Below are 14503 nucleotides of genomic sequence, written 5' to 3' on the forward strand. Positions count from 1 at the left end.
CTGCTTTCTCATGGTGCCGGGCTCGCACAGATTTCCGACAGCATGCGCAAGCGCCGCTTGGGTTCGCTGACGAACGGATTGCGCTCATCCCAGGCGTACCCGGCCAGGATCGCGCTGATCATGCGGCGAATGTCTGGTGAGCCGTCGGTGTAGAAAATCACATCCTGGAAGGTGCCGGCGTACCAGCCTTCGACGTAGCAGCGGAAGGTATCGACGCCCCGTTTGAGTGGCTCGGCGAATTCGCTTTGCCAGTCCACGCTTTCGCCTTGCAACTGACGATGCAGTACACCCGCCGCCATGCTCGCTGAGCGCATGGCGATGGTCACGCCGGAAGAAAACACCGGGTCGAGGAATTCCGCGGCGTTGCCCAGCAGGGCGAACCCGGGACCATGCAGCGTTGTGACATTGGCCGAGTAACCGCCGATGGTTCTCGCCGGGGTGTCCCACACGGCATTCTTCAACACACCGGCCAGGCTTGGGGTTTCGTCGATGAAACCGCGCAGGCAGGCGTCGAGGTCGTCGGTACACCCGGCGAAATGCTCTGCCGCCGCGACCACACCCACCGAACAGCGCCCGCCACTGAAGGGAATGGTCCAGAACCATACGTCGCGTTTGCTTGGGTGGGTGGTGATCAGGATTTTTTCCCGATCGAACGCCGGGGCGTCGATGCGATCTTCAATGTGGGTGAATACCGCTTGGCGTACCGGGAAATTCGACGGTGCCTCAAGGTCCAGCAAGCGCGGCAGGACCCGGCCATAGCCGCTGGCGTCGAGAACGAAGTCGGCTTCGACCAGGTACTCGCTGCCATCTTCGCGCTGCACGCCCAGTTGTGGGCTGGCAAGTGTGAAGTCGACGCGGGTGATGGCCTGCCCATAACGGATCTCGACACCTTGCAGCGCCGCCTGATCGGCCAGCAGCTTGTCGAAGTCGGCGCGCTGCACCTGGAAGGTGGTGGGCTTGCCTTTGCTGAAGGTATCGCCGAAATCGAAGGCGCTGTAGCGCTCGCCCCAGGCGAACGCCGCGCCGTTCTTGCGCTGAAACCCGGCGGCATTCACCGCGTCGAGCATGCCGGCCTCTTCGACGAAGTCCAGGCAATGGGACAACAGGCTTTCGCCGATGGAAAACCGAGGGAAATGCTGGCGCTCAATGACTAGCACATCGTGGCCCTTGCGCTTGAGCAGCGCGGCGGCGATAGCGCCAGAGGGGCCTGCGCCGATGACGACGACCTGTCGACGTTCCATTTCAACTGTTGGCACTGGAGCTCCTGGCCGGGACGGCAATCGAGGGAATACGGTGGAAGCCGGCCAGGGCCGGCAGCAATGTCGCGATCAGGCCCATCAGCATCAGCGCAAAGTACAACGCCGGACTGATGAGCTGTTGTTGTAGCAGCAGGTTGAGGAACACGATTTCACTCAAGCCGCGAATATTCAGCAAGACACTTTCGCGCCAGCGACTGGCGCCAGGGAATGAGGCCCCGGCCCAGCCCAGTCCCAGCCAGTTGCCCAGCAGTTTGCTGGCGATGGGTAACAGCAGCAATGCGCCGATCTGCAGCCAATCGAGGCGACTCAGGGCGCTATGGACGTTGATCTGCACGATGCCGAAGGTGAGGATCAGCGGGATCGCCAGGTAGGTCTGCAAACCTTGCATCCAGTTCGCGTTGAGCGGCAACACCAGCGGCACCTTGAGCGCGGCCATGCACAGCAGATAACCGATGTCGACAATCAGCGCGTTGAGCCGGTAGTGTTCGGCCACCACCAGCAGGGCGAAAAAGATCCCGCTGTGCAGCAGCGGCTGGCGCAGGCCAAGCAGTCGCAACAGCAGCGGCACACAGGCGCCGGTCAACGGCAGCAACAGGCTGGCCAGGTGCAGGCTGCCTTGGGCCAGGGCGAACAGGCTCCAGCAGATCAGGTCGATCAGAATCGCGGTTTGCACCAGGCGCCGTGTGGCGGCGGGCGGGTAGTCGATGTGACGCAGGTACAGGTACAGCACCGGGATGGCGGTGATCGCAAACAGCAGCCCCACCGCCAGGGAACTGATCCAGGGCTGTGGCGGCAGCAGCCAGAGCCCGGTCGCCAAACCGCAGGCGAAGGGAACGCCGAAGCTGGGCAGGGCGACTTTCACGCTCTGGCGGTCCAGCCGCAGGTCGATCACGTCGCTGAGGATGTGCCCCAGCAACAGGGCGAAGGCGAGGCTGTAGAGAGTGCTCAGCCACACCGGCGCCACCAGTTGCGCGCCGCTGAGCTGCCAGCCTGGCTCGATCCAGAAGTACATCAACAACGGCAGGCCAAACGTCGCCAACAGCAATTGGCTGACAATCGGGATTAGCCCGAAGCGACGGCCTATGACTGTCGCCATTGCGAACAGCCCCAGGGCCATGATCCAGAACATGAGGATGATCACTGGGCGGGCTCCGTAACCGCTGCCGCGTGGGCCTGATGCCCGGCCCACGGCGCCAGCATGAAACTGAAGGCCAGCCCCAGGCTGACCGCCAGGCCGAAGTTGCTCACCGCCGGCGTGCTGGAAACTGCCAACAGGCCGAACGACAACCAGGTGGTGACTGCCGCCAGCAGGGTGCCCAGCAGGCTCACCGCAGCGCCGCCAATCTGTTCGCGCATCAGGATCGCGTAATCGACGCCGATGGCGGTGACCAGCAACAGACCGAACAGCCCGAAAAGGGTCAGCGGCTGGCCCAGCCAGCCGAGGCTCGCCAGGCTGCACAGCGCCGCCAGCAACGGCAGGGCGACGACGCGAAGGGCACCGCCGACGCCGAACGGCCAGGTCAATAACAGCAGGATGAGCACGCAGGAGGCCAGTTTCAATTCGGCGGCGCTGACTTGCGTGGCGGCAAAGACCCGGTTCAGGTCCCCCAGGCGATCGACCAGTTGTACGCCGGGCAGATCCAGCGTCTGGACCCTGAGTAGCGCTGCATCATTCAAACCTTGCAGGCTGACGACCGCCGCCACGCCGTCTGTCGTTGGACCGAGCCAGAGTGTGCGGTACGGTTCGGCCAGGGGGCCGGTCAGCGCGGTATCGATGTCGGTCACCGGCAAGGCCTGCAATTGTGCCAGTTCGGTTTGCAGTGCGCTGACCGGAACGCCCAGGTCCAGCAGCGGTTGCCAGAACGCCGGCAACCGGGCCAGGGCTTCACGCACTTTCTGCTGTTCGGCGGGTGGGCTGAGCAGTTGGTTCAGCGACAGGTAGCCCTCCAGCTTCTCCAGACCTATCAACTGCTCCAACCGCTCGTTGAGCACCGTCTGACGCTCCAGCAGGTGTGACTGGTTATCGGCGCGGATCAGGAAGAACTGGCTGGTGGGTTGGAAACCGGTGATACGGGCGATGGCCTGGGCTTCGTCGGTCAACTGCTCGGGCGTGCCGATCCATTGGCGGATGTCGTTTTTCGTGGTCAGTTGCCAGAGGCCGCCGGCGCAGAAGATCAGCAAGAGCCCCAACAAGACCGGTGTACGCACCCGCGCCAGCAACGCTTCGCGCGCCCTGAGCAGGTGTTCGCACAGCCGCAGCGGCCACTGGGCCGGGTGTAAGTCCACGCCCTTGAGCAGCGCCGGCAAGAGGCAAACCGCTGTCAGGTAAGCACCGATCAAACCGGCGGCGGAAAATATCGCGATCTGGGTCAGGGCCGGGAAAGGCGTCCAGGCCAGGGCCAGGTAGCCGATGCAGGTGGTCGCCAGGCTCAGGCTCAGCCCCGGCAGGGTCAGGCGCAGGGCCGACCAACTGCGCCACGGTTTGAGGCTCCAGCTTTTGGACAGGTAGTGCAGCGGGTAATCCACCGCCACACCGATCAGGCTGGAACCCAGCACCAGGGTCATGACATGCATGCGACCGAACAGCGCCACGCAGGCCACCGCCCCGAACAGAATGCCCACCAGTACCGGTACGAATGCCAGCCACGCTCGCAAACGTCGGAAGGCCAGCAACAGCAATAGCAAAATGCCGATTGTCGCCCCGCCGCCGACCCAGGTGATTTCCCGCGAAGCCTGTTGTTGACCACTGGCGGCGTACAGCAGGCCGCTGGCCGCCAGCAATTGCCCTTGGGTCTGGCCCGCCTGAGCACGGCTGCGTTGCAGCAGGTCGGCCACTTGCAGCGGCAGGTCCATGTCGAAAGCGTTGCCATGGGTGCGGGCTCGCAACAGCACCCAGTGTTTGCCGTCGGCTTCAGCGATCAGCGCGCCGCTGCCCACGTCCAGCTGTATCGCTCCGCGTTGGGGCTGGCTGTTCTGGATGCGCCCGGTCAGGCCCAGCCAGTCGTCCTGGCTCGGCACCAGGCTGAAGCCGCTGAATGGATCGAAGAGCGCCTGCACCCGTTGCTGGATGAAAGCCTGGGGCTGATCGATCAGTTGTTGCCGATCCGCTGCCGAGAGCATTGCCAGTCGCCCTTCGAGCAATTGCGTGCGCAAGGCCGGCAGGTCGGCCTGCAACGTCCACTGGACCTTGTCGAACAAACCGCTGGCCTGCCACTGCTCGCCAAGGGTTTGCGCCAGAGTGATCGCCTGTTGGCGCTCGGTGTGCCCGACCAGTAGCAGCACCTCGCGGTTGAGGGGTTCTTGCATGCGTTGTTCGGCGATGAGCTCAAGCGCATCAGGAGCGGTACCGGGCACCAGCTCCATGAGGTTGGCCGACAGCGGCGCGCCATTGCGCCACTGCCAGCCGGCCAGCGCAAGCACCGCCAACAGCAGAATCAGGAACAGTCGCGGAAGCCTGTGTTCACTCGGCAAAGTCATGTTGCTCCGCTTCGCTCAAGGCTTTCGCGTGGGTGCTGTCCTGCATGCGCAGCACGGTACGGTCACCCTGGGTTTCCAGCAGTTCGATGCGCTGCACCAGTTCGCCGCCATCGATGTTGATCTGCTTGAAGATTTGTTTGAGCAGCATCGAGCGCGGGGTCAAGGTGAGTTTCCACTGCTGCGGTTGGCCCGACAGACTGAGGTCGAAGTCCCGCTGCAGGCCGCTGCTGTCGCCCTGTAACACCGCAAGGAACAGACGATTCTGCTCGGCACCGGCACTCTTGTTCGGCAGTGTCTGCCAGGTGCCGCCATCGCGCCGGGCGATTCCCTGGGGGGTGATGCGGTAATCCTGCTGCAGCGGGGTTTGCAGCAGCCACAGCAGGCCATGGTTTTTTGCCAATACGAAGCGGCCCTTGCTGGTGAGCGGCTGGGGCAGGGCGCGCAAGTGTTTTTCCTGGATGAACTGGCCGTGGATCACGTCCGGGCGCGCCAGTTGTTCGCTCAACTGTTGCAAATCGAACGCCTGGGCAAAGGGCGACAGGCCCCCCAGCAGCAGCCAGATGAACAGGCGCTTCACGGTAGTTTCCTCTCGACGGCTTGGACAAAGACCCGCGGTGAGGCCAATAGCATTTCGCGACTGGCGACGTCCACCGCCACTTGCACCGAGCTGGCGCGGGTCAGGCGTTCGCCGGTGCTCGCGTCGCTGATCAGGTAATTGATCTTCAGGCGGTTTTCCCATTCCACCAGGCTGGCGCGCACGGTCAGGGTCTGACCGAACACGGCGCTGCGCACGTAGCGCAGTTGCAGGTCGATCACCGGCCAGGCATAGCCGGAGGCGAGCATGTCGTTGTAGTTGTGGCCGATCAGGTCGAGCAAGGCGCAGCGGGCCACTTCCAGGTACTTGACGTAGTGACCGTGCCAGACCACGTTCATCGAATCGACATCGAAAAACGGCACCACGATCTGCGTTTCGACGTGCAACACCCCTTGGCTACGCATGCAGCCTCCAGTGTTGCTCGGCGATGCGTTGCAGGCACAGGCGCAATTCGCCTTCCAGAGCCCGGTCTTCGATGACCGGCGGGAAATCCACAGCCAGTTGTTCGTGCATGTCGGCCAGGGCCGGCGGCAGCGGTCGGGCATCTTCGGCACGGCTGCGCAGCCACACGCCCTGGTTGGCGGCCAGCAGTGTCGCGGCGGCCACTTGTTCGGTCAGTTCCAGCACGCGGATCGCATCCCGGGCAGCGATGGTGCCCATGCTCACTTTGTCCTGGTTGTGGCATTCGGTGGAGCGCGAGAACACGCTGGCCGGCATGGTGTTTTTCAAGGCTTCGGCGGTCCAGGCGCTGGTGCCGATCTGCACCGCCTTGAAGCCATGGTTGAGCATCGCTCGCTCGGCGCTGGCGCCGGACAGGTTGCTCGGCAAACCGTGGTTGTAGCGTTCGTCGACCAATAGCGCGAGCTGGCGGTCCAGCAGATCGGCGACGTTGGCCACCAGATTCTTGAGGCTGTCCATGGCAAAGGCGATATGCCCGCCATAGAAATGCCCGCCGTGCAGTACGCGCTCGGCTTCGGCATCGATGATCGGGTTGTCGTTGGCGCTGTTGAGCTCGATTTCGATGAATGAACGCAACCAGTTCAGACTGTCGGCCAGCACCCCTAGCACGTGGGGAGCGCAGCGCAGGGAGTAGCGATCCTGCAAGCGATGCAGCGGCGCGGTGGGGGCGTCGATCGCCAAGTCCTTGCGCAACCACGCGGCCACTTGCATCTGCCCCGGATGCGGCTTGGCGGCGAACAGGCGCTCGTCGAAGTGCTCCGGGTTGCCTTGCAGCGCGACCACGTTCAACGCGGTGATGCGGGTCGCCAGTTGCAACAGGTAGTCGGCGCGGGCGAAGGCCAGGCAGGCCAAGCCGGTCATCACGGCGGTGCCGTTCATCAGCGCCAGGGCTTCCTTGGGGCGCAGTACCAGCGGCGTCCAGCCCAGTTCGCGATGCACATCGGCGGCGAGCCGACGTTCGCCACGGTACATCACTTCCCGTTCGCCGGAGAGGGTGGCGGCGACGTAGGACAGGGGCGTCAGGTCCCCACTGGCGCCCACCGAGCCTTCTTCCGGAATCAGCGGCAGGATGTCATGTTCGAGAAAGGCCTGGAGCCGCTCCAGCAGTTCCACGCGCACCCCGGACACGCCGTGGCACAGCGACTGCAAACGCGCGGCCAGCACGGCGCGGGTGGCCTGCGGGTCCAGCAGTTTGCCCAGGCCGCAACCGTGGAACGTATACAAGTGACGGGGCAGGGCCTCGACGTGGTGCAACGGCACGGCCACCACGCAGGAGTCGCCGTAACCGGTGGTCACGCCGTAGATCACGCCTTCCTTGTCCAGCAAAGAGTCGAGGAATTGCGCACCCTTGGCGATGCGCTGGCGGAATGCCGGATCATCCTGCAACCGCGTCTGCACCTGACGATTGGCCAGGGCCAGTACGTCCTCGATGCGCAAGGGGTGTTCGCCGAAAGTTACCGGCTCAAGAGTGGGCATCGTCATCGGTCTTCCAGAAAGGGTAAAAGTTGAACCACTGTTGCGGTGCCTGGAGGCAATAGTGCGCCAGGCGCTGGGCGTAGAGGCCGGCCCAATGGGTGATGACCTGCTCGCGGTCGCTGCGTTTCCACACCACGGCCTCGGCGAAGGGTTCGAGGGTGACTCGATAGCGTCCCTCGTGCTTGAGGCACATCAGCAGGTTGATCGGACATTTGAGCAGCCCGGCCAGCAGCCAGGGCCCTTGGGGAAATGCTGCCGGGCGCCCCATGAAGTCCACGGTCACGGTGCGTGCGCCGTGCAGCGGGATGCGGTCGCCGGCGATCGCCAGCCACTCGCCGCGCTCCAGGCGTTCGCTCAGTTGCAGCATGATCACCGGGTCCAGCTCGCTGACCTGGATCAGCCGCAGATGCGTGGCGCCGGCTTCCCCCAGCAAACGATTGAACTGTTCGGCGTGCTTGGTGTGCACCAGCACGTTCATGGTCACTTTCTCGCCCAGCTCGGCCAGGGCCCGGCACATTTCCAGGTTGCCCAGGTGCGCGCCCACCAGCATCTGCCCACGGCCGTCGCGCAGGTGATTGCGCAGCAATGCCGGATCGACGATTTCGATCTGTTCCAGGCTCAGTTTGCCATTCCAGACGTCGAGCTTGTCCAGCAGGGAGTCGGCAAACGCCATGAACTGCCCGAACACTCGCCAATGGCTGGGGCGCAGCTCGGTGCGGCCGCTCCAGTCGGCCAGGTGCTGCTGGTATTGCCAGGCTGCCTGCCGGGCGCTGCGGCCGAAAATGAAGAAGTACAGGACGATGCCATAGAGCAACGGGCTCAATAAGCGGCGGCCCAATACCTTGGCGGCGAACGCAGTGAGTTTCATCAGCCAGAAACTGCCGCGCTCCTGGCGGTCGGCCCAGTGCTGCTTGTCTGTCTCAAGGCTCATGTTCGCCACCGTCGCCAGAGAATCAGGGGAGAGCGCACCAGCATGCCGAAGAACAACCGGGTGTGCATGCTGGAAATCAGTACGTTGTCGTGGAACAGGCGAAAGTGCGAAACCCCGTCCAAGGGGTAGTGAACCCGGGTACGCAACCAGCGCATCGGTTGATTGCGCCAGGCCAGGCGCACCAGGATGTCGGAGTCGAAATCCATGCGCTTGCCAATGTTCGCCGAATCGATCAGCGTCAGGACCGGTGGCAAGGGGTAGACCCGAAACCCGCACATCGAGTCGCGGATTTGCAGGGACAGGCTGTTGATCCAGACCATGACATGCGTCAGGTAGCGTGCATACAAGCGGCCTTTGGGTACGCTTTCATCGTATTGCGGATAACCGCAGATCAGCGCCTGCGGGTGGGCGCGGGATTGCTCGATGAAGTTCCTCACGTCGCCAAGATCGTGTTGCCCGTCGGCATCGACCTGCAGGGCGTGGCTGAAGCCCAGGCGCGACGCTTCCCGCAGACCGGTCATCACCGCGCCACCTTTGCCTTGATTGATTGCCAGCCTGACCAGATGAACCTGCTCGCCCTCGGCCAGCCGCTCCAATACCGCCGCGCAGGCCGGGCTGCTGGCGTCGTCCACCAGCACGCAGGGCAAGCCGTTGGCGAGCAGTGCCTGCACCACGGTCGCGATGGCGGTTTCGTGGTTGTAGACCGGGATGACGGCGCAGGGGTTATGCATAATTTCCGTCCAGCCCCATTCCATTGTGGCGAGGGGATTTATCCCCGCTCGAGTGCGAAGCGCTCGTCATCGGGCGGTGTCGTTGCGCAGCTTTTGTGGTTGCTTCGCAACCCAGCGGGGATAAATCCCCTCGCCACAATGGAGCGGTGTTTTTGCATGAATCAATCATCGGTCACCCCCAGGACGATCCGCCCACTCGAACAGGCCGCCGTGTCATTGCGATAAGCGAAGTACAGCTTGCCGCGCTCGCGGTCGAAACGCAGGTGCAGCTGGATTTCATCGCCGGGGCGCATCAGTTGCTGGAACTTCAGCACTTCCATGCCGAGGAACCGCGGCGGCAGGTCCATCAGTTGTCGGCCCAGGCTCAAGGCCCAGTCGACCTGCACCACACCGGGCAGTACCGGTGCGGTGGGAAAATGGCCGCTGAAATACGCCAAGTCCGGGGGCACTAGCAGTTGCAGGCTCCACTGCCCGTCGGTTTCGACCTGTTCGAGCACTTGCGGGGCTTTGGGGCGCGCAGCCATCAGCAGGGCTTCGACTTCGGCCTGGGGCAGCTTGCCTTGGGCGTTGAGCGGCAACTGCCGCAGCCAGCGCCAGCGCCGAGGCAAGGCGAGGGTTTCGCAGTGTTCGCTCAAGTGACGGCGCAAGGCCTCGGTCACGGCGCGTCGACCCAGGTTGCGCAAGGCGTGCAGGCCGCTTTCGCTCAGCACCAGCAGCGCCCCGAGGGAGGCGCGATTTTCCTGGACCACCCCCATTCGGGCTTCGCTGACCCAGTCGTGGGCCATCAACGCCTGTTCCAGCATGGGCAGTGAGATGCGTTTTTCTTCAAGCTTGACGATGCGATCCAGCCGTCCGAGCAGTTCGAAGCGTCCATCCTCGGCTATCCGCGCCGCGTCGGCGGTGTGTTCCACATGTCCGGCCGGCAGATAAGGTGAGGCGATCAGCAAGGCGCCGTCACTGTCCTGGCTCAGCTTTACGTCGGCGAAGGGCTGCCATAAGCCTGCGCCCTGACGCCAGGCGATGCCACCGGTTTCCGAACTGCCAAAGATTTCTGTTGGCCATTGCCCCAGTCGCTGGTGCAGGCTTTGGGCCGCCTCGGTCGGCAAGGCTCCTCCAGAGGAAAATACCCGGCGTACGCAGCTCAATGCTGGCCAGTCGAGGTTATCGCCCATGCGCTTGAGCAAGGCCGGGCTGGCGACCCAGGCAAAAGCCGGATACTGACGGCTGGCGCGTTGCAGGTCTTCGGGAAAGGCCAGTTGCCGGCGCACGAATGTACGCCCGGCGCACAGCGGCCACAGCACCCGAAACAGCAGGCCATAGATGTGCTGGGTAGCGACGCTGCCGATCATGCAGGCCGGGCCCAGGTCGGCGCCCCACAATTGCTCCAGAGCCTGGACTTCGTTACTCAACTGACGCAGGGTTTTCTCGATGCGCTTGGGCTCGCCGCTTGACCCGGAGGTGCACAGGCTCAGGCAGCACTGATCGAGGTCCAATTCAGTGGCCTCAAGGGGGGCTAGTCGCAGATCGTCGAGACGGATGTCCGTGGGTTGATCGGTCAACCACAGGTCGACGTCCGCCGACCAGCGCTGGCGGGTCTGGGCTTGCAGGTCGGCGGGAAGCAGGACGCTGGCCCCGGCGCGCCAGGCACCGAGCAGGGCCACCGCCAGGTCGGCGGCGTCTTCCAGGTGCACCGCCAGGCGCCGTACGCCGCGGGCCTGCAGACCGGCGGCCAGGCTCAGCGCCGCGTCCCGCAGTTGCGAGTGGCTCAGCGCCGGGTCGACGGCCACAGCACGTTCCGGCTGGGCTGTGAGCAACATCTGCTCAAGTGTTATCCAATTCATGGGCGGCCTCTTACCCGTTGTCGTATAAGCCATTCAATGGCAAACAGCAGCCCCATCAACCCGTAGGAAATCAGGCCGGTGTACAACATCCACCAGCTCAGCGGCGCCCAGAGGGTCAGGGCGGCGGCGAGCAAGCCGTTACACAGGAAAAACACACTCCAGACCACCGTGACCTGGCGGGTATACACCACCGCGTTGGCCGGTAGCTGCGGTTCGCGCAGGCGCGCCAGGCGCTCGACCATCGGCGGGCCGTATTTCAGGCTCAGGGTGAACAGCCCGAGCATGAAGGCGCTGATCAGCACCGGATACCAGCGCAGCAGGAGCGGGCTGTCGAACAGCGCGAGCAATACACTGAAGGCAATCGCGGTAACCGCCATCCAGCGGCTGCCGGGCCCGCCTTTGCCGAGCAAAGCCCGGGCCAGCCACAGGCTACCCAGCAGCAGGCCGAACTGCCATGGGGCGAAATGCTCCATGCCGAAATACACCGCAAAGGGGTACAACAGGCCCACCAGCAGCAGGCCTAGGCCAATCAGCCGGGTCATGCGGCCGGTTGAACCAGTCGATAGACCGCCTCGACCACGTCGTTGACGGTGCGCACCGACTTGAATTCTTCGGCGGCGATCTTCTTGCCGGTCTGGCGCTTGATGTGATCGATCAGGTCGACCGCGTCGATGCTGTCGATTTCCAGGTCCTGGTACAGGTTCGATTCCAGTGTCACGCGCTCAGGGTCCAGCTCGAAAAGCTCGACCAGAGCATCGCGCAGGGTGTTGAAAATGTCGTCACGAGTTTGCATGGTCCGGTCTCAGGCTACGCGATTTGCAGTGACGAAGGCCGCAAGGCTTGCCACATTGCTGAAATGGTTGCGGGTGTCCTTGGCATCGGCATCGATCTTGATGCCGTACTCTCTCTGGATCGCCAGGCCCAGCTCCAGGGCATCCACCGAGTCCAGGCCCAGGCCTTCGCCGAACAGGGTCTGATGGTCGCCGATATCGTCGGTGCTGATGTCCTCCAGGCCGAGGGCGTCGATGATCAGCTGTTTGATGTCATGGTGCAGATCGCTCATCTTCGGCGAGCTCCTTGATGTAATAGTGATGCAGAAAATCGTTGAGCCTGCGCGAAGCCTGCGGCGCAGGGCCGAGCGCGGCGAACGCCTGTGGATCTATATCGGCCCCCACGCGGAAACTGAAGTGCACGCGGCGCTGAGGGATGCGATACCAGGGTTCGGCCTTGGTCAAAGTGGTGGGGCTGACCTTGATGGTCACCGGAGTGAGGATTTTCGCACCTCGCAGCGCGATGGCCGCTGCGCCCCGATGAAAGGCCGGCGGTTGGCCTGGCCGAGTACGGGTGCCTTCGGGGAACACGATCAGGCTCTGGCCGTCCTGCAGGGCGTTGCTGGCGGCATCGAGCATGTCCATGCTGCCGTCGTTGCTGATGTATTGGGTCGAGCGCAGCGGGCCGCGGGTGAAGGGGTTGTCCCACAGGCTCTGCTTGACCACGCAGTTGGCGTCGCGCACCAGGCCGATCAGGAACACCACGTCGATCAGCGACGGATGGTTGGCGATAATCATTTGCCCGGGGCGACCGAGTTTCTCCGCACCGTCGATCTGGTACGTGAGCACGCCGGTGCGGGCCATGAAACGGATAAAGAACCAGAACAATCGCCCCACGGTACGGCGGGCTCGCAGGCGGTGGGCCTGGGCGTCGCCGGGCAGCCAGGTCAACAGTGGAAACACCAGCAATCGCAGGCACAGCCCGCCCAGCCCGAACAGGACGAAGCTTGCCGCGGTCGCGATCAGGCGCCAGTAGTAGGCGTCGCGATGTTTACCGTTCACCGGTTGCGTTGCCAGGTCCATACACGATTCTTCCAGGCATGTTGGCAGGTGGATAGGTTGTTCAGCAGCGTACGCAACAAACCCAGGGCATGGGGCCAGTCGCTGGCGGGCCTTTGATCGGTCTGGGTGGACAGGTCCAGTTGCCAATCGTCGCCTGGAGTCAACAGCAAGCCCACTGCATAGGGGAAGGGCACATCGTTGACCCAGGGAGCGTAGACCTGGGGTGGCTGCTCTTCGGCGATCACCAGCAGCACCGCCGCCGCTCCCTCGTTCAGCAGCGCGACGGCTTCCAGGATCCCGTGTTCCAGCCCGTCGCCCGTGGCCGCCAGGGCGGTCATTTCGCTGGTTTCGCCGCGCAGGATCGACCACAGCCCGATCACGGCGTTATGCACCGACAGGCTGAATTGAGTCGGCGATAACGGTTGGTTGGCTGCCAGGTCCTTGAGGATCTCAAACGTGCGCGGGGTTTCGCCATGGCGGGAAATAAAGACCAACGGCAGGTTCGGCCGGCCTTCGGCCAGTGGCCAGCCGACGCTGAAAGCCATCCGCGCCAGGCGACTGAGGCGACGGCGCTGCATGGCTGGCAGAAACGAAACGTCAGGGGCGGCATCGCTGGCGGGCAACACGACCGGCTGTCGGCTCCATGCCTGCCAGTCGTCCACGCTTTCGAGCCCAGGGGCCCACGCGCGCCATTGGGCGATGTTGAAATTGATCACAAATACACCCCACCCCTGCGGGCTTTTATTGTCACGGTTCAGTGGTTTGACCCGCGTCCAACCCTGCATGGTCTTGCGACCCAAGTGGCGCGCATTATCCGGGTGCGGTTGGCTTGTAGCAAATGCTGGTTACATTTTGCTCAGCGAAATGTACCGGTTCGTTCGTCCAGGCGCAGACAAGAGCCATTGTCGCGATTATGACGGGCATGTCTGTCGGATGTTTCTCTGATTATCGAGGTGAATGGATGCTCCATTGTTCGAAAAAGCCACCGACCTTGTGGTCCGGCCACACCGAAGGTAGCGAAGCGGTATCGTGGCCTACTACACTCGGGAATCTTTGATACACGGAGGTTTTGACATGCGGCGCGTGGTGTTCAATCAGAAAGGTGGCGTGGGCAAGTCCAGCATCGCCTGCAATCTGGCAGCGGTCAGTGCCAGCGAGGGGTATCGCACGCTGTTGGTGGACCTGGATGCCCAGGCCAATTCCACTCAATACCTGACGGGCCTTACCGGCGACGACATCCCCATGGGTATCGCCGATTTCTTCAAGCAAACCCTGTCGTCCGGGCCCTTCTCGAAAAAGAACAAGGTGGATATCTACGAAACGCCATTCGACAACCTGCACGTCATCACCGCCACCGCCGAGCTGACGGATCTGCAACCCAAGCTTGAGGCGAAACACAAGATCAACAAACTGCGCAAGTTGCTCGAAGAGCTGGATGAGGATTACGACCGGATTTATCTGGATACCCCGCCCGCTTTGAATTTCTATGCGGTTTCGGCACTGATCGCTGCTGATCGTGTGCTGATTCCCTTCGATTGCGACAGTTTTTCACGTCAGGCGTTGTACGGGCTGTTGGCGGAAATAGAAGAACTCAAGGACGACCACAACGAAGGGCTTGAGGTCGAAGGCATCGTCGTCAATCAGTTCCAGGCGCGGGCCAGCCTGCCGCAGCAGATCCTTGACGAGCTCATTGCCGAAGGCTTGCCGGTTCTACCGGTGTACCTGAGCAGCTCGGTGCGCATGCGTGAATCCCATCAGGCGAGCTTGCCACTGATCCATCTGGACCCGCGTCACAAGCTGACCCAGCAGTTCATGGAGTTGCATAGCTTGCTGGAAAGCGCCTGATTCTGGTCTGTGCCAAACCAAGGTGGGAGCGGGCTTGCTCGCGAATGCGGTGTATCA

Annotated in this window: 15 protein-coding genes; 1 reads left to right on the top strand and 14 read right to left on the bottom strand. The window is 63.1% G+C overall.

From position 1 onward, the window contains the following. Nucleotides 1-8 precede the first annotated feature (8 nt). From BMY45_RS05785 to BMY45_RS05850, 14 genes are all read right to left on the bottom strand, one after another. The gene (locus BMY45_RS05785) at nucleotides 9-1256 is read right to left on the bottom strand and encodes an NAD(P)/FAD-dependent oxidoreductase (protein WP_092395590.1); all 1248 of its coding nucleotides are present in this window, start codon (nucleotides 1254-1256) and stop codon (nucleotides 9-11) included. Continuing rightward, nucleotides 1243-2388 (bottom strand): cation:proton antiporter, encoded by a 1146-nt coding sequence (locus BMY45_RS05790; RefSeq protein ID WP_371913915.1) that lies wholly within the window; start codon nucleotides 2386-2388, stop codon nucleotides 1243-1245. The genes BMY45_RS05785 and BMY45_RS05790 overlap by 14 nt, the downstream gene beginning before the upstream one ends. Nucleotides 2389-2396: 8 nt before the next feature. Next, nucleotides 2397-4736, bottom strand: a complete 2340-nt coding sequence (locus tag BMY45_RS05795) for an MMPL family transporter (protein WP_092395594.1) — start codon at nucleotides 4734-4736, stop codon at nucleotides 2397-2399. Continuing rightward, nucleotides 4720-5313 (bottom strand): outer membrane lipoprotein carrier protein LolA, encoded by a 594-nt coding sequence (locus BMY45_RS05800; RefSeq protein ID WP_092395596.1) that lies wholly within the window; start codon nucleotides 5311-5313, stop codon nucleotides 4720-4722. Before BMY45_RS05800 ends, BMY45_RS05795 begins: the two co-directional genes overlap by 17 nt. Continuing rightward, the gene (locus BMY45_RS05805; protein WP_092395598.1) at nucleotides 5310-5735 is read right to left on the bottom strand and encodes an acyl-CoA thioesterase; all 426 of its coding nucleotides are present in this window, start codon (nucleotides 5733-5735) and stop codon (nucleotides 5310-5312) included. Before BMY45_RS05805 ends, BMY45_RS05800 begins: the two co-directional genes overlap by 4 nt. Next, entirely contained in the window at nucleotides 5728-7272 is a 1545-nt protein-coding gene (hutH, locus tag BMY45_RS05810) for an HAL/PAL/TAL family ammonia-lyase (protein WP_092395600.1), read from the bottom strand. Before hutH ends, BMY45_RS05805 begins: the two co-directional genes overlap by 8 nt. After that, nucleotides 7253-8197, bottom strand: coding sequence for an LpxL/LpxP family acyltransferase (locus BMY45_RS05815; protein WP_092395602.1), 945 nt, complete (start codon nucleotides 8195-8197; stop codon nucleotides 7253-7255). The genes hutH and BMY45_RS05815 overlap by 20 nt, the downstream gene beginning before the upstream one ends. Beyond that, on the bottom strand, nucleotides 8194-8928 hold the full coding sequence (locus BMY45_RS05820; protein WP_092395604.1) for a glycosyltransferase family 2 protein: 735 nt from the start codon (nucleotides 8926-8928) through the stop codon (nucleotides 8194-8196). Before BMY45_RS05820 ends, BMY45_RS05815 begins: the two co-directional genes overlap by 4 nt. Nucleotides 8929-9089: 161 nt before the next feature. Beyond that, a complete protein-coding gene (locus tag BMY45_RS05825) occupies nucleotides 9090-10769 on the bottom strand; it encodes an ApeI family dehydratase (RefSeq protein ID WP_092395606.1) in 1680 nt (559 codons plus the stop codon). After that, nucleotides 10766-11311, bottom strand: a complete 546-nt coding sequence (locus tag BMY45_RS05830; protein WP_092395608.1) for a COG4648 family protein — start codon at nucleotides 11309-11311, stop codon at nucleotides 10766-10768. The genes BMY45_RS05825 and BMY45_RS05830 overlap by 4 nt, the downstream gene beginning before the upstream one ends. Beyond that, nucleotides 11308-11562, bottom strand: coding sequence for an acyl carrier protein (locus tag BMY45_RS05835; RefSeq protein ID WP_030140951.1), 255 nt, complete (start codon nucleotides 11560-11562; stop codon nucleotides 11308-11310). The genes BMY45_RS05830 and BMY45_RS05835 overlap by 4 nt, the downstream gene beginning before the upstream one ends. Nucleotides 11563-11571: 9 nt before the next feature. Continuing rightward, nucleotides 11572-11832: a phosphopantetheine-binding protein gene (locus BMY45_RS05840; RefSeq protein ID WP_047225937.1), complete on the bottom strand. Its 261-nt coding sequence runs from the start codon at nucleotides 11830-11832 to the stop codon at nucleotides 11572-11574. Continuing rightward, on the bottom strand, nucleotides 11813-12622 hold the full coding sequence (locus BMY45_RS05845) for a lysophospholipid acyltransferase family protein (RefSeq protein ID WP_092395610.1): 810 nt from the start codon (nucleotides 12620-12622) through the stop codon (nucleotides 11813-11815). Before BMY45_RS05845 ends, BMY45_RS05840 begins: the two co-directional genes overlap by 20 nt. Then, nucleotides 12598-13317 (bottom strand): beta-ketoacyl synthase chain length factor, encoded by a 720-nt coding sequence (locus BMY45_RS05850; protein WP_092396004.1) that lies wholly within the window; start codon nucleotides 13315-13317, stop codon nucleotides 12598-12600. The genes BMY45_RS05845 and BMY45_RS05850 overlap by 25 nt, the downstream gene beginning before the upstream one ends. Before the next feature lie 358 nt (nucleotides 13318-13675). On the opposite strand from BMY45_RS05850, the gene BMY45_RS05855 reads away from it, so the two are divergent. Further along, nucleotides 13676-14446 carry a ParA family protein gene (locus tag BMY45_RS05855; protein ID WP_092395612.1) on the top strand — a complete coding sequence of 257 codons (771 nt, stop codon included), beginning with the start codon at nucleotides 13676-13678 and terminating at the stop codon, nucleotides 14444-14446. Nucleotides 14447-14503: the final 57 nt, after the last annotated feature.

Origin of the sequence: Pseudomonas sp. NFACC39-1 (assembly GCF_900110355.1) — a bacterium.
GTDB classification, from domain to species: domain Bacteria; phylum Pseudomonadota; class Gammaproteobacteria; order Pseudomonadales; family Pseudomonadaceae; genus Aquipseudomonas; species Aquipseudomonas tehranensis.